Genomic DNA, 17,442 nt, shown 5'->3' with positions numbered 1-17,442 from the left:
GCTGCACATGGCGGCCTACCTGCATGAAGGAACTTGTATGCACGAGTATACGAGTAGTCTCCGGGTCTGGGGACTGTCTTGCCCAGGTTTCCCGGAAGAGGTCAGCCGGGCCCGACGCTGGACGCGCGATGTCCTGCGTGGCTCCCCTCTTGCCGAAGACGTCGAGCTGATCGTGAGCGAGCTGAGCGCGAACGCGATCCTCCACACCGCCAGCGGGCGCGAGTCCGGCGTCTTCCACCTGGCCGTCGCTGTCTCGGCGCAGGTGGTCGCGGTATCAGTGACGGACGACGGAGGCACGGGCACGGCCCCGAAGTTCGAGCACCAGGACCAGGACGCCGAACACGGCCGGGGTCTCGGCATGGTCAGCGCGATCGCCCACCGAGTCGTCGTCCACGACAGCAAGGCCGGCCGCACGGTCACCGCGGAGCTCTTCACGGCCGTACGACGAGGAGGGCACCCGTGCTGAGGACAACGACCAGGCCCGGTTTCTGGTGCGAATGCTGGACCCAACGGCTGGACGGACAACGCCCGCCGATGATCTTCGGATCCTTCGACGCGTACTCGGCGGTCGAGGCGAACAACTGGGTGGCGACGATCCTGCGCACCATCTCACCCGCACTCGACACGGCTGCTTCGCAGGAAGCGTGGACACGACTCCACGACGACCGCATCGACACGAGACGAGCCCTCTTGCGCCGCGAGCCCTGGACGGTGTCCATCACCCACGTCAATACGCGCATCACGTGGACAGTCCGACCAGCACTCTTCCTGCCACTCGCGCACCGTCAAGGTCGCGAACTCCCAGCCGGTGCCAACGACTTCAAGCCCCGTGCCGCCGACTGAGTCAGGGCGCCGGCCACTGAAGAAAGTCCTGCACGATGGGGTCCGGCTCGCCCGTCTCGGGGTCGAGACCCGCAAGCCAACGTCGCTGCTGCTCGCGCCAGTGCACGAAGGGAGCAGTCCTACCCCAGAGAGAGGCGTCACCGAGAGGGCAGTCATCGAATTCGGCTCGCATCATTCTGACCAGGAAGTCGACCATGCCGCAATCGAAGAGCTTCCATCGCGAGTCGCCGTAACTAATCTGCCGACGCCAGACCACCACGGGCCACTTGTCGGGGTCCGAGTCCTGCATCAGCCAACCCAACTCATTGGCATTGCAGCCGGAGCCCCAAGGCAGGACGGAGCTGCTGTCTGCGGCGGTGCCGGGGATGCCGCCCTCGCTATCCCACAGGCCCCGGAATCCAGGGATGCCGTCCAGGATGCTGCCAGGGTCCCACTGCATGTAGTCGACCGGCAGCGGCCCCAGGATGCCGAGTTCTCCGATGTCACCCGCGCCATAGACGGACATGAACGCCTTGTAGTCGCTGGGGAGGTCGACCCCAAGCGCCTCTTCGGCCGCACGCCAGTCCACTTGCTCGTCTGCCCCATGCTCAGCGTGCACAAGGCTAAGCAGCGGTTTCAAAGAGCTCTCGGCGGCCACGGCGCTCCTTCGATCAGCTTGGACCCTCACCGTAGCTGCACGCACCGACAACCCAGAGTGTCGGGTCTCAGGTGAAGCCGCAATGTCTGTCGGCAACGGCTGAATTTGGGACCAGTTCGAACGGTTCAATCGTGAGCCACTGTGCGGCCTCGGTTGTTCGTCAGTCGTTGTCGGTGGCGGTGGGGACGCGGCCGAGTTCGCGGCCCTTCATGCGGTAGGACTCGCCTTTGAGGGAGTGGACCTCGGCGTGGTGGACGAGTCGGTCGATCATGGCGGCGGCGACGGTCTCGTCGCCGAAGGTCTCTCCCCAGCGTCCGAAGGGTTTGTTCGAGGTGACGATCACGCTGGCTCTCTCGTATCTGTTCGAGACGAGCTGGAAGAACAGGTTCGCGGCCTCGGCCTCGAACGGGATGTAGCCGACCTCGTCGATCACGATCAGCGGGTAGCGGCCGAGCTTGACCAGTTCGTCTTGGAGCCGGCCGCTCTGGTGGGCGGCGGCAAGGCGGTCGACCCACTGGGCGGCGGTGGCGAACGCGACCCGGTGGCCGGCCTGGCAGGCCCGGACGGCGAGTCCGGTCGCCAGGTGGGTCTTGCCGGTGCCCGGCGGTCCCAGGAAGACGGCGTTCTCTTTGGCCGCTATGAAGTCCAATGTTCCCAGGTGTGCGAGTTGTTGGCGCGTCAGACCACGCAGATGAGTGAGATCGAGCTCCTCGATGGTCTTGATGGCGGGGAAGCGGGCGGCGCGGATGCGGCCCTCGCCGCCGTGGGAGTCGCGGGCGGAGACCTCGCGCTGCAGGCAGGCGACCAGGTACTCGGTGTGGGTCCACGATTCGGTGCGGGCGCGTTCGGCCAGGCGCTCGGCGGCGTCCAGCAGGGCCGGGGCCTTCATGGCACGGGCGAGGAAAGCCAGGTCGGCGGCGGTCTGCCGGCCCGTGCGGGCGCTCTGGCCGTCGGGCTTGGCCGCGCCGGCCGCGTCCGCGGTGGGAGGGTGTGTTTTCGCGGGGGCGGTGGTTGGGGCCATCAGGTGTCCTCCTTCCCGCCGCCGCCCTCGATGAGGGTGAACATGCGGTCGTAGGTGCCCAGCTCGCGTTGTTCGACCTCGATGCCGAGGCTGTCGGGGGCCAGGGCCGCGGCCCTGGCGGTGGCCGCCCGGGCCGCCTGCTGGTGGATCACCTCACCGCGCAGGTTCCGGGCCGCCGCGGCGTGCTCGGGGTCGGTCAGGCTCTGATGCCTGGCCCAGCAGCGGGCATGACGGGCCACCAGGTCGTCGCCGCAGGTCACGGTGATCTCCTCGGTGTCGGCGTGCACCGTGACGATGTGGCCGATCGCGCGGGGGTGGACGGAGTAGTCGTTGGTGTCGACGCGGATGTAGTGGTCCCGGCCCAGACGGGTGCGAAGCGGCCACCAGTGGGGCGGGCCGACGGGCGGGATGGCGAGCATCGACGCCCGGTCGCGCTCCCAACGGTCGATCGGCCGGGCGTCGATGACGCGGTGATGGCGCCGGTTGGCGATCTGCAGCCAGGCGGTCAGCTGGGCATTGAAGTCGTCCGGGCCGGAGAAGAGGCGGCCGGGCAGGAAGCTGGTCTCCAGGTAGCCGTTCGCGCGCTCGACCAGGCCCTTCGCCTCCGGGTCCCGGGGCCGGCAGAGGTGCACCCGGATGGCGAGCAGGCCCGCGAACGCGGCAAACTCGCTGGTCAGGCGTCCCTTGCCGACTCCGGCTTCGTTGTCCCAGACCAGCATCTTCGGCACGGCTCCCCAAGCGGTCAGCAGCCGCCAGTGGGCGTCGATCAGATCGCCCGTCTGCCGTGAGGGCAGCATCCGAGCCGTGATCACCCGCGAATAACCGGACACCATGACCAGCACCGGCGGCCGCCCGCTCTGGCCGTAACCGAGCGGGATGTCCACGGCCGGGAACCACAGGTCGCACTGCGCGAGCTCACCCGGCTCATAGACCGTCCGCGAGACGGGGTCCACCGGCAGATAAGCCGGCCGCAGCTCACGCACCCGCTCCCGCAGAATCGTCAGCCCCCGCTCCCAGCCGATCCGCTCCGCGATCACCGTCACGGGCATCGTCGGCGTCTGTTTCAGCAGCTCCCGCACGGCAGGCTCCACCGCGTCCACCGCCGAGCCCTTCGGCGCCCGCCGATACCGCGGCGGACGGTCCGAGGCCAAAGCCCGCAGCACGGTGTTCCTGGAGATCCCCAGCTGACGGGCCACCGCACGAGCCGACAGCCCCTCCACCCGGTGCATGCGGCGGATCTCAGCCCAGTCCTCCACGTGGATCACCCTCTCTTCCTCCCGACCTCAGCACCAGTGAAGTCAGGATGATCAAGAGATCGCAGAGTGGCTCACTTTTCATCCGCCGTCCGTGGCCCTCGTTTCACCCGTTGCCGAGAATGTCAAGCATCTCCCGAGACCGGACAGCTTCTCAGGCCCGACTGAGTTGCAACTTTCTCTACTGGTTCAAGCACCCGGCTGCGCTCCGCTCCGCCGGGCGGGCTTCCCGGCTCCGCTCGGGGCGCCGCTCCTGCCTTCGGCCCGCTCCGCCCCGGCTGCGCCGACGCCCGCCCACAGTGGACAGGCCCGGGGGACATGAGTCGAGCACCCGACACGTTCGCGGCCCACGGTCACAGACGATGCCTCCGGCGGGGGATCGTCGGCACCGGGTGGGAGGGGGCGCCGTTCCCGGCCGCGGGCACATCGTGGCGAGCGTTGGGGGCTCCCATCCCGTCCACCATCGACCCAGGCAGAGCCGAGCAGACGCGGCCCATGGCGCGCAGGACCTCACCTCTGTTCTTTGCGCTCTTGATCCAGGTTGGTAGCCGCGCGACAACCGTCATCTTCTTGACCTGCGCATCCCATGGGACCCTTTCACGCAGCGGCGCCTGCACGAACTGCCGGAGCAGCTCCAGGTGCTCTGGGTTGTAGGCCCACAACCAGCCGTGCCGCGTCTCTGCCTGCAACCACAGCGGCAGCCCGAAGTACGGATCTGTAGCTTCACCGCGCCCCCGGAAGAGGCGAAACCCTCTCCCGGCCGCATCCCGAGTCAGACCGCACGCCCGACAGACGAAACAGCGGCGCGCGAACACCGAGGGAACCGAGCCATCGGTCGCAGACACCGCCGGGACAACGTGTGCAATCCCGGCGCACCTCGGACAGCGCACGAGCACACGGTCAATGAAGTGGTACTTCGTGTGCCGAGCGTCTCGGAACCGCAATGGCGAGAGCATGACGTCAGTATGCGACCCGTCCGGCTGCTCATGCTCGGAATATCCGTGCCCCTCCCGTGCCCGATCAGGCGGGGAATCACGGGGAACAACGGACACTCACAGCGAGGAGCAACGAGGAGAGCCCCCGACCGACCCTGCTGGTCAGAGGCTCTCAACCACTGCGGTGGGTGTGGGATTTGAACCCACGATGACTCGCGCCACGACGGTTTTCAAGATCGTCCATTGGGTCATGAGTAGAAGTTCGCCCAGTACTCCTCGTGACTCTTGGTGAAGTCGGCTGGGCGTTCCCGTCGCAGCACCTCATAGCACGCAACGTAGGCGTCCAGGGCTTCATGCAGAGAGCAGCCGAGATGATCACGTAGCGTCTTCAGTCCGAGGATGATCCGCCCAGCGACGATCGTGTCGTCAGCCACGCCTGCATCCATCTCGCTGTTGCCAGGACCCATAGGGTGATCACACCCCACCTCCACAGCCACGTCAACGCGTTATCCCACGCTGTCTCTGGGCCGTCCCGGGGCCGTCCGAGGCCACTCAGTGGCGACCGGTGACGACGGCTAGTGACAGTCGTAGCGAGCGACAGCCGCAGGTCACCCGATTGGACTTCCGACACTGGACGCACCATGCCCAAGCGGAGAACTCAGCTGACGTGCCTGATCCCGCACGCTGGAAGCCGCACAGGGTGCGTGTCTAACAGCGTGACAACGCCAGCAAACAACTGCGGACGAGGGCGGACGTCAGCGGACCATCGGCGCAGGTGAGCAGCACATCGACCCAAGGTCAGGCGCCCGCCCAAGCTGCTTCGGGACGATGCAGTCATCGCCCGAGGATTGACGATGGCGCCACCCCTCAAGCACCCCAAGTCTCAGCGTGCTCCTGTAGGTAGTCGGCGAGTTCGGGCGGATGGAGTTCGAGTGCTTGCACGGCTGACGCGTCCAACGTGACTCGTATAGGTGAGAAGTTGCCTATGTCGGGATCGTCGAGCTCGGGGCCGCTACGGCGGTTGAGATCCATGTCCAGCACGTCAGCGCGAAAGAAGTGCTGGATGACGGTGACCTTGTCGCCCGGCTCGGTCAAGGTCAGGAACTCGCTCGCCGGGCCGATCGTGGCACCGATCTCTTCCATCACTTCACGGCGTAGAGCCGCTTCAAGGTCGGCATCCTCAGCTTCGACGCCCCCACCGACGGTCGTGTAGTAGGAGGTGCCGCCCGGCCATCCTCGGCGCAGGAACACCAGCTGACCGCCATCGAGTAGAACCGCACGTACGTTGTGACGGACCTTCATATGCCCGACGGTAGTGCGCCCGCCCCGGCGAGAAGGCCTGAACCGAGCAGGCTGGATTACGGATGGGCCCGGTGCGCACCACTAGCGCACCAGAACGAGCGGGGAACAGCGAGGAACCACGGTGAAAGCAGCCGAACCCGACAGGGCCGCTCCCTCATCGTTCGCCCAGGTCAGCGGCCGGAACAGTCACAAATGCCCGCAGCTTCCCAAGCTGAGGGCGCCCGCCGTACGCGCAGGCTCCCCGAAGAGTCAGAGCAAGTCCTTCCAGAAGGGGACCGTCGCTCGGGGGTTCCAGCTCTCGTCGACCTCGCCCCGAGCCTCGTCGAACTCCTGGTGCATGTAGTCGACCAGGTCCAGGCCGTAATAGATGACGTCGGTCTGCCACACCGAGAGCACTGGGTGCCCGAAGCTTCCCCGGCCAGCCGGCAGGTATCGGTGGGCATACACGGGCACCAGTAGCGGCACCTCCGCCAGTTGATGCCGCGCTGTTGCCAGTGCCACCGTCCCATCAGCTGGACGCTCACCCCAGCTCTCGTGCCAGAACCCGTTGTGTTCAACGTCGAACAGAACCCCCTCGACCGGCCCGTCGAGCTGTTGACGCAAGCTGTCCAGGTCACCGCCCCGCCACTCAGGCCATGGTCTGGACCAGGTCTGCCCTTCCTCAGGAGGGACGTTGACCGGGAGCCCGGCCGCAAGGAATGCTCGGTGATCGTCCGCGAACTCGAAGCCGTACTCGCGCTCGATGCGCGTGAACTCGGCCTCCGTCAGCCCCGCCTCGAACTCATAGAGGCCTGTCTGTGCCAGGCGATGTGCGGCCTCCGCACCCAGGCGTACTCCCTCATTGCTGATCACCGCCGCACGCTAGCGCCGACCGCAGCCAGCCGTCACCCGAGTTATGCGCAGGCTCCGTCTCAGTTTCCGTCTCATTCAGCCCCGTTCACGGCCGTTCATACCGGACCAGAAGGCGGGTGCGCCCCACCGGCCAACCGTCCATGAACGCAGGTGAACACCCCTGCACAATGCCCGAGGCCCCACCAACACAATTGGAAAGCGTGTTGGGGGCAACCCCTCACGAGTTCGAATCTCGTATCCTCCGCCAGTGCCTCACCGGGCACGATGTCGAAGGGCCCCACCGCAAGGTGGGGCCCTTCGACGTTGTCCTCAGCTCCCGTTGTCCTGGTTTTTGTCCACAGCGGGTGTTTCCGGGGTTCCCCAGATGGCTACGGCGATCTTCCGGGCGACATCCTTGAGCATGGCGTCCGGCACGTGGAGGTACCGCGCCCGCATGCTCGCGGACGTGCCCGGCTCCCACCCCATGATCTGATCGATGACTCGGTCCGGGACACCGAGCAGCATGAGCACGGTTGCGGCCGTGTGCCGGGCGTCGTGCAACCGGGCGTTCCGAACCCCCGAGTCTTCGAGCAGTCGCTTCCAGTCGTGATAGTCACTCCTCCGCCAGTGCCTCACCGGGCACGTCCGCACGCCTTCGCTGCGTCGACCCCGAGGAGATCTGCCACCTTGCGGAGGGGCATTGGCTCGCCCAGCCACTGCGACAGTCGCCTTGCGCTCGGGTTCACTCGGCTTCCTTCTGCAGTCCGTCGAGTTCGTCGGACTCGCCCTCGGGCACCTGCCCCGAACCCGAGGCGAGGAACGCGCCCAAGAGCCCGAGGCGGTGCAAGGTAGCGCCCATGCGTTCGCCGCTGATGCGCTCCCGCAGCAAAGAGTCCACCTCACCGACCGCCTGGATGTCCGACTCGTTGCGGATGGGCGAGTAGCCGTCGTCAAGGAGTCTCACACGGTCGACAAGGCTGTGCGGGCGACATCGACGCAGAGCCTCCTTGAGACTCTCGCGGCCGACTTCCGCAGGTAGGGGATGATGAAGTACAACGCGAGCAACTGGCCACGCTGAGCCAAGTTCGGCACGTCGCTGCAGGCATCGCGCCCCACGCACCGCCACAGCGCATCCCGCACAGCAGCATCAGCGGCATCCCGTGCCGCTGCTTCCTTCGCCTCCGAGAGCGTGAGGTGCTCGCCGACCGAACATCTCTCCCCGGGTACATGTGGACAGACCAACTGTCCACCGAGCAGCTGCGGAACCTTTAGCTCGATCGACCTGAAGACGTCTGCCGAAGGCAGCAGGGACATGGACTCTCCTCCTGTCGTTCCGTTCAACGGCAGGAGACTCACCACCGCGAAGGACAACCATCCTCATCCGACGCAGCATGCGCTGATGAGAGTGAACGGCACGCGGTGGCCGAGTGAAGCGGTACGAGTCGGCGATCACGCATGGGCAGGGCTCACGGATTGGTCATTGGCCTCCTTGCCCTACGGGTCACGCCAATCTGGTAGGGGCATTCACACCAAGAGTATGGTGACTTGTATGGCAACCAAGAAAGTAACGGTGACGATCCCCGAAGATCTCCTGGACGAGATCCGCGCCGAGGCGGCTGAGCGGGGACTTTCGGCGTACGTCGCCGAAGCACTGCGATTCAAGCGCGATCGGGACCGACTGCTGGAACTGGTCGACTGGCTGCAGGAGGAACACGGCGCGGTCACCGAGGACGAGCGCGCAGCAGCACTCTCGGAGCTGGAAGATCTCGACGCCGAGCACGAGCGCCGCCTCACCGCCGGAGGACACAACGCCGGAGAGGCCGCGTGACCAAGCGAGCCAGAGATCACGGGCAGCGGCCACTGCGCGCCTTCGTACTCGACTGCGAAGCCCTGTCCCTCGCTGTGCGTGGCGACCGGAAGATGATCGCCTGGCTCGATCTCGCAGCACGGGGCGAAGCCGAAGTGGTCACGTCGCCCATGACGCTGGTGGAGGCGTACGACGCCAGAACCACCGAGCAGCGCTGGGACTGGGTGCTCTCCCGGCTCAAAGTCGCCGACATCGGGAAGGACGAGGCCCGCCAGGCCCGCCGACTCCTGTCCGACGCCAAGCTTCACGGCCACAAGTACGCGATCGACGCGGTGCTCGCCATCATCGCCCGACAGCAGAAAGGGCAAGTCACCATCTTCACATCGGACGAGGACGACCTGGAGAAGCTGGTTCCGGAATCGATCGTCGTCAAGCGAGTATGACCGGCGCCCTGGTCTCAGTTCTGGTCTCATCCGTCGCCGTCCGGCGCCGTCCACCATCCGTCCGATGGCCTACTCCGCCCCAGGTCAGAACGCACCCGTCCCGCCCCGAACCAGGCGAACGCTCACGTCGACGCCGAGAACAGTCGTGCTGAACGGCACGGCAAGGCTCTCCTCGATCATCGTGAAGAAGCCGGTGACCTGCTCATCCTCGCCGTAGGCGTCGACGGTGGCCTCTTCGATCAACGCCTCCGGCGCGGCTGGGTCCCAGGTGCTCATGGCCTCGCCGTAGTGCTGCACCGTACGGTTGAGGACCGGTGTGTTCGGCAGTGGCATATCCGCCGTGGCGCCGTCGCCAGCAGTCAAGTCAAGGCCCGCGGTTGCCGGCGTGTGACATTGCCTGGTGGGGTTCGGTAGTGAGCGCGGCCCAGGGGAGGGTCCGGCAAGCGACAGGGCGGAAGAGAGTGGCACGAGTCGTCGTACGAGAGCCGAGTACGGGCGCGAGGAACACACCGCCGCTGGCCCGGCAGGAAACATCCGCCTTCGTGAGGGAGCTGCTCGGCGCCGGCTGGGCGGCGGTGTTCCTGCCCGGTGAGCCCGCCCGCCTTGGGCGGCTGCTGCTGTGGAAGCCGACCGGGGCAGCAGCCGGAGACAGTATGGCGCCCACCGGCCTTGAGACCGAGGCGGTGGAGCTGGTCCTGCCGCACGGCCGCTCGGTCAGGCGGCGCAGGGTCGAGGGTTACGCGCTGCCTGTCGCCGTCGCTGTCTCCGCCCTGGCCAATGCGGAGCCGACGCATCCCTCCGGCGCCGCCTGGCAGGCCGCCACTCGCTTCGCGCTGCGGCTGCTCGCCGACGGCCGCCTCCACCCGGCGCTCACCCCCGCCGGTTACGACACCTGGCAAGTGGGTCCCTTTACCGCCGCCCAGCGCCAGACGCTGGACGCCCTGGCCGCCGCCTTCCCGCCACACGCCCACTGCCTGCCCGAGCCTGGCCCTGCTCCGGTACGGATCGCCGAACCGGCTGCGCTGGTACGCCAGTTCTGCGACGCGGTCGCCGATGATCTGGTCCGTACGCCGGCCGCGCCACTCGCCATGGGAGCGCTGCCGTACGCCTGGCGCGAGGCCCGCGCCGTGCCGACGTTGCGTGAATGGGCCGAGGAAACCCAGGCGGCGCTCACCGCCGAGGTCAGTGTCTCCCTGCGCGTCGACGTACCCGAAGGACGCCGACGGCAGTTCCGGGCCGTCCTGCAACTGCACACCGCGGCGGACCCAGCGCTCGTCATCGAGGCCGCACGGCTCTGGAGCGAGCCGACCGAAGTGGAGCGGCTGCTCGGCCCACGCGCCGAGACCGAGACCCTTCTCGCCCTGCGCCGAGGCGCCCGCGCCTGGTCCCCGCTGCGGAGGCTGCTCAACGATGCCGCTCCCGATCAGCTCCGGTTGACCGACGACGAAGCCTTCGATCTCCTTGGGGACGCCACGGACGCGCTGCGCGCGGCCGGTGTCCACGTGCACTGGCCGCGCGAACTGGTCAAGGCGCTCACCGCGACCGCGGAGATCGGGCAGCGCACCGCCCCCGGTTCCACCGCAGGCGGCCTGCTGGACACCGAGGCGCTCCTCGACTTCCGCTGGCAGGTCTCCCTTGGCGGCGAGCCGCTCACCGAGGCCGAGATGGATGCTCTCGCAGAGTCACGCCGTCCCCTCGTCCGGCTTCGCGACCAGTGGGTGGTCGCCGACCCGAAGCTGGTGGCCCGCGCCAGGCGCCGCCGGATGGAACCGCTCACCCCCATGGAGGCGTTGAGCGCCGCGCTGACCGGCGAGGCCGAGCGAAGCGAGATGGGGGTCCCCCCGGCCGGAGGCTGGGGGAGGGACGGTGACCGGGTCCCCTGTGCGGCGGTCGGTGCGCTCGGCGACTTGGTCGCTCGTATCCGCGACCCCGAGTCCCGCACCCCCGTGCCCCAGCCCGCCGCCCTCAAGGCCACGTTGCGCGAGTACCAGAAGCGGGGCCTGGCCTGGCTGGCCGAGATGTGCGCACTCGGCCTCGGCGGCTGTCTCGCCGACGACATGGGCCTGGGCAAGACCATCACCTTGCTCGCTCTGCACCTGCACCGCCAGAGCGACCCCACCACCGCGGGCCCCACCCTTGTCGTCTGCCCGGCCTCCCTGCTCGGCAACTGGCAGCGCGAGGCCGCCAGATTCGCCCCGCTCACCCCCGTACGCCGTTACCACGGCGGCGACCGCCACCTCAAGGACCTGGCCGGCGACGAGATCGTCCTGGTCACCTACGGGGTGCTGCGCCGCGACCGCGAAGTGCTGGCCGAGACAGCCTGGTCGCTGGTGGCCGCCGACGAGGCCCAGCACGTCAAGAACCCCTACGCCGTCACCGCCCGCGAACTGCGTGCCCTGCCCGCCCGCGCCCGCGTCGCTCTCACCGGCACCCCCGTGGAGAACAACCTCTCCGAGCTGTGGGCACTGCTCGACTGGACCACCCCCGGGCTCCTCGGCACACTCACCGCCTTCCGTGACCGGCATGCCCGCGCCATCGAGGCGGGCGAGGATCCCGAGGCAGCCGAGCGCCTGTCCCGTCTCGTACGTCCCTTCCTGTTGCGCCGCAAGAAGTCCGACCCCGGCATCGCGCCCGAACTGCCGCCCAAGACCGAGACCGACCACGTCGTCCCGCTGACGGCCGAGCAGACGAGCCTGTACGAGGCACAGGTCCGCGAGACCATGGCGAAGATCGCGGAGTCGGAGGGCATCGCCCGGCGCGGTCTGGTGCTCAAGCTGCTCACCGCGCTGAAGCAGATCTGCAACCACCCCGCCCAGTATTTGAGAGAGCACAGCCTGCGCCAGTCCACTCCCCTGCGGGGCCGCTCGGGCAAGCTCGACCTGCTCGACGAACTTCTCGACACCATCACCGCCGAAGGCGAATCCGTGCTGGTCTTCACGCAGTACAAACAGATGGCGGCTCTGCTGGAGAAGCATCTGGCCGAGCGCGGCGTCCCCGCTCTCTTCCTGCACGGCGGCACCCCCGTCGCGCGGCGCGAGGAGATGGTGGACCGCTTCGAGCGCGGTGAAGTGCCGGTGTTCCTGCTGTCGTTGAAGGCGGCGGGCACCGGACTCAATCTCACCCGCGCCACTCACGTCGTGCACTACGACCGCTGGTGGAACCCGGCCGTCGAGGACCAGGCCACCGACCGTGCCTACCGCATCGGCCAGGACAAACCCGTCCAGGTACACAAGCTCCTCGCGGAGGGAACCGTGGAGGACAAGGTGGCGAAGCTGCTCGAAGCCAAGCGCGCCCTCGCCGACGCCGTCGTCGGCTCCGGCGAGGCAGCCCTGACCGAACTGTCCGACGCCGACCTCGCCGAACTCGTCGCCCTGGGCAGGCAGTCATGAGCCCCGCTGTCCCCGGCCAGCGCCGTGCGCCCGCCCGCGGCAAGCGAGCCTTCGCCGCGACCTGGTGGGGCCAGGCATGGGTGGCCGCCCTGGAGGACTCCACCCTGGACGCAGGACGGCTCTCGCGCGGACGCACCTACGCCCGCAAAGGCATGGTCGGCCCGGTCACCGTCGCTCCGGGAAGGGTCAATGCCGCTGTCCAGGGCAGCCGCCCACGCCCGTACCGCTCCTCAGTCCACCTGCCCGTCCTCACCGACCCTCAGTGGGACACCCTGCTCGACACGATCGCGGCCCGCGCCGGACATCTCGCAGCACTTCTCGACGACGAGATGCCCGCCGAACTCGTGGACGACGCCCGGCACGCAGGCGTCCCACTGCTCCCACTGCCCACCGAGCTCGATCCGGAGTGCTCCTGCCCCGACTGGGGATACCCCTGCAAGCACGCCGCCGCACTCTGCTATGCCATCGCCGCCACCATCGACACCGACCCGTTCGTGCTCTTCACGCTGCGCGGCCGGGGTCGTGAGGAGGTCTTCGCCCAGCTGCGCGCACTCCGTACGGCAGCACAGGAGACCGCCGCCCCGCCGGCACCGGCCGGCATCCCGGCCGCCGCCGCGTACGCCCACTGGGCCGAAGAGCCGCCCGAACTGCCCGAACTCCCGGAACCCGCTGCCCACACCACAGCACTGCCCGTCGCCCCGCCAGCCGGCACCGGCCTGGCCGCCGCGGACCTGGAACGCCTCATGGCCGACGCCACCGCGCGCGCCGCCCGGCTCCTCGAGGGCGACACCGCCGACCTGCACCTGACCCAGCACCAGGACGCCGTCCGCATCGCCGCAAGCAACCCCGGACCCGAGTGGTTCCACCACCTGATCCAGAACACCGGCACCAAACCCACTGTCTTCGCACGCCTCACCCGCGCCTGGCGCCACGGCGGCCCCACGGGCATCACCGTCGCCGAACAGCCCTACGCCCCCGACCCGACGGTGATGAAGGCCGCCCGCACCGCCCTGGACGCGGCCCTCGCCGAGATGACCGACTCCCCCACACACCTCAGAACCTGGCGCAACCGCCTCACCCTCATCCACCACGGCATCCAGCTGCGTCTGGGCCCCGACGCCCGCTGGTACCCCTACCTCCAGGACGACGACGGCGAATGGTGGCCCGTCGCACCAGCCGACAGTGACCCGGTCACCGCGCTCACCGCGGCCTGGTCGCAGAACGGGGAGTAAGGAGGCGATACCCCGGAAAGCGTGTTGGGGGCAACCCCTCACGAGTTCGAATCTCGTATCCTCCGCCAGTGCCTCACCGGGCACGATGTCGCGCGTGCACCGCGTCGGCCATCAGCGCCTCGGCCCGCTCCAGCACCCGGCCCCGGGACAGCCGGTCGTCGAGCCCTCCGTCGGACAGTACGTCGCCGAGGGGGGCTTCGTCATGGTTGGGACCCATGGCCGCCGAGTTCCCGGCACGGCTGCCCGCATGCCCGTCGCCCGGTCCACGGGCGGGGGCACCCGGCGGTGGACGGGACCCCGCAGGCACAACTCACCGCCTGACCCGGGCGGTGTCCGGTCGGCGGGAGCCCTCCGCGAGGAGGCTCAGTTCGTCGAGGAACCTCTCTGCCAGGAGTACGGCGTCCTCACTGCCCGAGTTGGTGGCGACGCTCAGGGTGTGGCCCTGGGTGCAGCCGCCGAGGGCGAAGGTGGCCGTGTCGGCGGGGGGCACCATCGGGACGATGGTGAGGTGGCGAAGGGGACGTCCGGCCAGGGTCCGGCCACGCTCGCGCAGATGGACGTAGGAGCAGGCGGCCGGCGCGTACGCGGGCGCGAAGATCTTTCCGCCGGCCAGGGCCAGGGTCGCCGCGGGAAGCGCCGCGAGTGTGCCCTCGACCAGCCTCTCGGAGGTGCGCCGGGGCCGGGTGACCGTGGTGAGCAGGCCGGTGCAGGCCGACAGTCGGGCCGTCGGGTCGGACAGGGTCACCGGGGCGGGGACCCGGACGTTGGCGAACGCGTTGCCCAGGAACTCCCCGCAGTCGTCGGGGCGTTCGTCGACCGGGACGGACAGCCAGACCTGCCGTGCCCCCGAAACCGTGTCGCCGTCACCGCAGCCACCGCCATCACCGTGAGCGTCGCCGGAGGCTGCGGCCGCGGTGTCGGAGGCGGCGCCGGCGGACAGGCAGGCGCGCAGGACTCCGGAGACCGTCGCCAGGAACACCTCGTTGGTGGTCGCCGGGCGGGCCGATTCGGCTCCTCCGGTGCGAACGGCTTCCCGCGCGGCCCGCAGGACCTCGGCGCGCAGCGCTACGACCGTGTATGCGTGCTCCCGCGCACCCCGGTGCGGCAGCGGTACCGCGCGGCCCGTGGTCAGCAGGCCGGGCGGGCCGCCGGCGGTCGTGCCGGGGCTGACCATGCGTCTGCGGGGGCCGGGGATCGCGAGGGAGGCGGCGCCGTCCAGCGGCTCGCCGTCGTCGAGGAGGGCGCGCAGGAGGGTGGTCAGGGAGCGGCCGTCGAGCAGGCTGTGGTGCATCCGGAAGAGGAGGGAGAACTCCCCCTCCGTCGCGCCCCGCAGGAGGTGCAGGCTCCACGGCGGGCGCTCGGCGGGGAACGGGGTGTGGAACCACTGGCGTACCGCGTCCCGCAGAGTGGCGTCGGCGCTGTCCACCTGCTGGGCCAGATCGTGGCCGTCCCTGCTCGCCCAGCGGTGGCGGCCGGTCCACCAGGCGAGGCCCGTGCGGGAGGCCGCGCCCGGGGCGACCAGGATCTGGGTGAGCCTGGGCAACGCCTTCCAGCGTTCCTCCACCAGCGCGCGCAGTTCGTCCAGCGCGGGCGGGGCGCCCACGAAGTCCAGGGCGATCCCGGCGTTGGGCGGGCCGAACGGCCAGCGGGCCATCCCCTCTTCCATCAAGGGCAGATGCGATCCGGACATGAGGCTGCTCCTGTCATGGGCCGAGGACGACGTCCTGTACCCCCCGCGTCCTGTACTCCCAACGGCCGATCCGACCGGCGGTCACGTGCCTTGGCCGTCCCAGGGCTCCCCCAGGGGTCAACGCACGGCCGTGAAGGCTCCCTGATGGGGTGACACTGCCGCAGGTTTGCGGCCACGAACCGTGTCGGAGCGCCTTTAATCGGGACTCCGCGTCTGCCGTTCGGACGCCGTCCTCAAGTCCCCGCCCCGGCCCGGTGCCGGTCAGGAGTTGCGTGTCGTGCCTGGTACTCGTCGCACTAGTCCGAATCCCGCGCACATCGCCGTGTTCAACGTTCCGATGCACGGGCACGTGAATCCCACGCTGGGGGTCGTCGAAGAGCTCGTACGGCGCGGTCATCGCGTGACGTACACCGTCACCGAGAACTTCGTGCACCAGGTGAAGGCGGCCGGCGCCGAGCCGGTGCTCCATCCGGACCCCGTGGACGACTCGGAGGCGCCGGAGGACATGGGCGAGGGGTTCGCGCGGGTCGTCCGGGGGGCGCTGGAGTCCCTGCCCACGCTGACCCGGGCGTACGACAGGGACCGTCCGGACCTGGTGCTGTGCGACGTGTACGCCTTCGCGGGGCTGCTGCTGGCCGCGCGCTGGGAGGTGCCGACCGTCCTGGCGTCGCCCACCCATCTCGCCTACGACGGCATCATCCCCGAGTTCTTCGGCGTGCCCGGCCTCGCCCAGGTCCCGGGCTTCGCCGAGCTGGTGGGCGCCTTCGCGGAACAGGGCGTCGACATCGCGCGGGTGCACGAGCTGGTGCGGCCGGAACACGCCGTCGCGTTCTTCCCCCGCGCCTTCCAGCGCAGGGCGGACACCGTCGAGGCCCGGCGCGTCGCCTACGTCGGGCCCGCGCTCGGGGACCGCTCCTACCAGGGGACCTGGCAGCCCCCACGGCCGAGCCGGCCGAACCTGCCGAGCGAACCGGGCCTGCCGGAACTGCCGGTGCTGCTGGTGTCGCTGGGCTCGCAGTTCACCCGGCGGCCCGAGTTCTACCGGTCCTGTGTCCGGGCGTTCGCGGAGCTGCCCTGGCATGTCGTCATGTCCGTCGGGCCCGCCGTGCCGCCGGAGCTGCTGGGGCCGCTCCCCGCGAACGTCGAGGTGCACCCGCACGTGCCCCAACTGGCCGTGCTGGCCCAGGCGGACGCCTTCGTCACGCACGCCGGCATGGGCGGCACGATGGAGGCCCTGCACCACGGGGTGCCGCTGGTGGCGGTCCCGCAGATGGCCGAACAGCGGGTCAACGCCGCGCAGATCGAACGCCTGCGGCTCGGGGTCCATCTGCCGCGCGAGACCGTCACTCCCGAGGCGCTGCGCGAGGCCGTCCTGCGGGTGTCGTCCGACCGGGACATCCGCGCGGGCCTGTCCGCCATGCGCGAAGAGCTGGCGGCGGCGGGAGGGGCGGGGGCCGCGGCCGACCTGATCGAGCAGGCCCTTCCCCAGCCGTGATCCCGGCATCGACCACCGGCCCGGGAGACCGGACCTCCTGCCGTTCCTAGGAGTTGCTGACACATGTTGACCCAGGCCCTGGCGTCCGACATCCGCCCCCCGAACTGTCGACCGCACCTCTATCTCCGTCAGGTACGCATGAGCGACCTGGACTCCATGCAGCATGTGAACAACGCCCGGCTGCTGGAGATGATCCAGGACGCCCACATCGACATGTTCTACGTCCGCCCCGGGCTGCCCGGGCAGGAGATCCGCCCCCGGTTCGTCTACGCACGCCACGAGCTCGACTACACACAGCCGCTGCTTCTGCAGCCCGAGCCGGTCACCATCACCACCACCATCGGCGACCTGCGCCGCACGTCCTTCCGGCTCACCAGCCGCGTCACGCGCGACGCACGGGTGTTCTGCACCTGCGTGAGCACGGCCGTCGCCTACGACCCGGACGCCCGCTGCGCCCGCCGGCTCGAGGAGGACGAGCGGGCTCTCGCCGCCCGCCACGCCACTCCGCCCACCGCCGGCCACGCCACTCCGCCCACCGCCGGCCCCGGACACTGACCGGCCCGC

General features: G+C 69.3%; 19 protein-coding genes and 1 pseudogene. 8 read left to right on the top strand and 12 right to left on the bottom strand.

What is annotated here, in order from left to right; genetic code table 11:
• The first annotated feature begins 37 nt into the window (after window positions 1-37).
• A complete protein-coding gene (locus B5557_RS23405; protein ID WP_079661305.1) occupies window positions 38-466 on the top strand; it encodes an ATP-binding protein in 429 nt (142 codons plus the stop codon).
• Window positions 460-843, top strand: a complete 384-nt coding sequence (locus B5557_RS23400; protein ID WP_079661304.1) for a hypothetical protein — start codon at window positions 460-462, stop codon at window positions 841-843. The genes B5557_RS23405 and B5557_RS23400 overlap by 7 nt, the downstream gene beginning before the upstream one ends.
• Window position 844: 1 nt before the next feature.
• Here the strand turns inward: B5557_RS23400 and B5557_RS23395 are convergent, their stop codons facing one another.
• The 9 genes and pseudogenes from B5557_RS23395 to B5557_RS44115 form a co-directional block, all read right to left on the bottom strand.
• Window positions 845-1,480: an SMI1/KNR4 family protein gene (locus tag B5557_RS23395; protein ID WP_231976013.1), complete on the bottom strand. Its 636-nt coding sequence runs from the start codon at window positions 1,478-1,480 to the stop codon at window positions 845-847.
• Between the two features lie 160 nt (window positions 1,481-1,640).
• Complete coding sequence (istB, locus tag B5557_RS23390) at window positions 1,641-2,501, bottom strand: IS21-like element helper ATPase IstB (RefSeq protein ID WP_079657743.1); 861 nt, start codon at window positions 2,499-2,501, stop codon at window positions 1,641-1,643.
• Entirely contained in the window at window positions 2,501-3,766 is a 1,266-nt protein-coding gene (gene istA / locus B5557_RS23385; protein ID WP_079657744.1) for an IS21 family transposase, read from the bottom strand. Before istA ends, istB begins: the two co-directional genes overlap by 1 nt.
• Window positions 3,767-4,937: 1,171 nt before the next feature.
• Entirely contained in the window at window positions 4,938-5,123 is a 186-nt protein-coding gene (locus B5557_RS23375; protein ID WP_099936505.1) for a hypothetical protein, read from the bottom strand.
• A 433-nt stretch (window positions 5,124-5,556) separates the two neighbouring features.
• Window positions 5,557-5,991, bottom strand: coding sequence for an NUDIX domain-containing protein (locus B5557_RS23370; RefSeq protein ID WP_079661302.1), 435 nt, complete (start codon window positions 5,989-5,991; stop codon window positions 5,557-5,559).
• A gap of 249 nt (window positions 5,992-6,240) precedes the next feature.
• Entirely contained in the window at window positions 6,241-6,843 is a 603-nt protein-coding gene (locus tag B5557_RS23365; RefSeq protein ID WP_079661301.1) for a hypothetical protein, read from the bottom strand.
• Window positions 6,844-7,152: 309 nt separating this feature from the next.
• A pseudogene (locus B5557_RS23360) lies at window positions 7,153-7,440 on the bottom strand (tyrosine-type recombinase/integrase); the annotation flags it as partial.
• Between the two features lie 124 nt (window positions 7,441-7,564).
• Window positions 7,565-7,786, bottom strand: coding sequence for a hypothetical protein (locus tag B5557_RS23355; protein ID WP_231976012.1), 222 nt, complete (start codon window positions 7,784-7,786; stop codon window positions 7,565-7,567).
• The gene (locus B5557_RS44115; protein ID WP_162499665.1) at window positions 7,783-8,136 is read right to left on the bottom strand and encodes a hypothetical protein; all 354 of its coding nucleotides are present in this window, start codon (window positions 8,134-8,136) and stop codon (window positions 7,783-7,785) included. The genes B5557_RS23355 and B5557_RS44115 overlap by 4 nt, the downstream gene beginning before the upstream one ends.
• 235 nt (window positions 8,137-8,371) lie before the next feature.
• Between B5557_RS44115 and B5557_RS23350 the strand changes: the two genes are divergently transcribed.
• Complete coding sequence (locus tag B5557_RS23350; RefSeq protein WP_079661300.1) at window positions 8,372-8,650, top strand: CopG family transcriptional regulator; 279 nt, start codon at window positions 8,372-8,374, stop codon at window positions 8,648-8,650.
• Window positions 8,647-9,072 (top strand): hypothetical protein, encoded by a 426-nt coding sequence (locus tag B5557_RS23345; protein WP_079661299.1) that lies wholly within the window; start codon window positions 8,647-8,649, stop codon window positions 9,070-9,072. Before B5557_RS23350 ends, B5557_RS23345 begins: the two co-directional genes overlap by 4 nt.
• Window positions 9,073-9,156: 84 nt before the next feature.
• Here B5557_RS23345 and B5557_RS23340 read toward each other — a convergent pair whose 3' ends face one another.
• Window positions 9,157-9,405, bottom strand: a complete 249-nt coding sequence (locus B5557_RS23340; protein WP_231976011.1) for a calcium-binding protein — start codon at window positions 9,403-9,405, stop codon at window positions 9,157-9,159.
• A 209-nt stretch (window positions 9,406-9,614) separates the two neighbouring features.
• Between B5557_RS23340 and B5557_RS23335 the strand changes: the two genes are divergently transcribed.
• On the top strand, window positions 9,615-12,461 hold the full coding sequence (locus tag B5557_RS23335; RefSeq protein WP_079661298.1) for a DEAD/DEAH box helicase: 2,847 nt from the start codon (window positions 9,615-9,617) through the stop codon (window positions 12,459-12,461).
• On the top strand, window positions 12,458-13,693 hold the full coding sequence (locus tag B5557_RS23330) for an SWIM zinc finger family protein (RefSeq protein ID WP_231976010.1): 1,236 nt from the start codon (window positions 12,458-12,460) through the stop codon (window positions 13,691-13,693). The genes B5557_RS23335 and B5557_RS23330 overlap by 4 nt, the downstream gene beginning before the upstream one ends.
• 73 nt (window positions 13,694-13,766) lie before the next feature.
• On the opposite strand, the gene B5557_RS43840 is transcribed toward B5557_RS23330, so the two are convergent.
• Both B5557_RS43840 and B5557_RS23325 read right to left on the bottom strand, forming a co-directional pair.
• Window positions 13,767-13,910: a hypothetical protein gene (locus tag B5557_RS43840; protein ID WP_159424422.1), complete on the bottom strand. Its 144-nt coding sequence runs from the start codon at window positions 13,908-13,910 to the stop codon at window positions 13,767-13,769.
• 93 nt (window positions 13,911-14,003) lie between these two features.
• On the bottom strand, window positions 14,004-15,383 hold the full coding sequence (locus B5557_RS23325) for a wax ester/triacylglycerol synthase domain-containing protein (protein WP_099936501.1): 1,380 nt from the start codon (window positions 15,381-15,383) through the stop codon (window positions 14,004-14,006).
• Between the two features lie 337 nt (window positions 15,384-15,720).
• Here B5557_RS23325 and B5557_RS23320 point away from each other — a divergent pair, with 337 nt between their 5' ends.
• Entirely contained in the window at window positions 15,721-16,878 is a 1,158-nt protein-coding gene (locus tag B5557_RS23320; protein ID WP_079664947.1) for a macrolide family glycosyltransferase, read from the top strand.
• A gap of 63 nt (window positions 16,879-16,941) precedes the next feature.
• On the top strand, window positions 16,942-17,433 hold the full coding sequence (locus B5557_RS23315) for an acyl-CoA thioesterase (RefSeq protein ID WP_079661296.1): 492 nt from the start codon (window positions 16,942-16,944) through the stop codon (window positions 17,431-17,433).
• Window positions 17,434-17,442: the final 9 nt, after the last annotated feature.

This window comes from Streptomyces sp. 3214.6, from assembly GCF_900129855.1.
Classification (GTDB): domain Bacteria; phylum Actinomycetota; class Actinomycetes; order Streptomycetales; family Streptomycetaceae; genus Streptomyces; species Streptomyces soliscabiei.
The sequence above is the reverse complement of the archived record's forward strand: the minus strand, read 5'-3'. Positions and strand labels throughout refer to the sequence as shown.

Excerpts from the sequence above, each read along its gene's own strand:
- B5557_RS23405 (WP_079661305.1), top strand. The coding sequence starts at position 38 with ATGCACGAGTATACGAGTAGTCTCCGGGTCTGGGGACTGTCTTGCCCA.
- istB (WP_079657743.1), bottom strand. The coding sequence starts at position 2,501 with ATGGCCCCAACCACCGCCCCCGCGAAAACACACCCTCCCACCGCGGAC.
- B5557_RS23370 (WP_079661302.1), bottom strand. The coding sequence starts at position 5,991 with ATGAAGGTCCGTCACAACGTACGTGCGGTTCTACTCGATGGCGGTCAG.
- B5557_RS44115 (WP_162499665.1), bottom strand. The coding sequence starts at position 8,136 with ATGTCCCTGCTGCCTTCGGCAGACGTCTTCAGGTCGATCGAGCTAAAG.
- B5557_RS23350 (WP_079661300.1), top strand. The coding sequence starts at position 8,372 with ATGGCAACCAAGAAAGTAACGGTGACGATCCCCGAAGATCTCCTGGAC.
- B5557_RS23340 (WP_231976011.1), bottom strand. The coding sequence starts at position 9,405 with ATGCCACTGCCGAACACACCGGTCCTCAACCGTACGGTGCAGCACTAC.
- B5557_RS23330 (WP_231976010.1), top strand. The coding sequence starts at position 12,458 with ATGAGCCCCGCTGTCCCCGGCCAGCGCCGTGCGCCCGCCCGCGGCAAG.
- B5557_RS43840 (WP_159424422.1), bottom strand. The coding sequence starts at position 13,910 with ATGGGTCCCAACCATGACGAAGCCCCCCTCGGCGACGTACTGTCCGAC.
- B5557_RS23325 (WP_099936501.1), bottom strand. The coding sequence starts at position 15,383 with ATGTCCGGATCGCATCTGCCCTTGATGGAAGAGGGGATGGCCCGCTGG.
- B5557_RS23320 (WP_079664947.1), top strand. The coding sequence starts at position 15,721 with ATGCACGGGCACGTGAATCCCACGCTGGGGGTCGTCGAAGAGCTCGTA.
- B5557_RS23315 (WP_079661296.1), top strand. The coding sequence starts at position 16,942 with ATGTTGACCCAGGCCCTGGCGTCCGACATCCGCCCCCCGAACTGTCGA.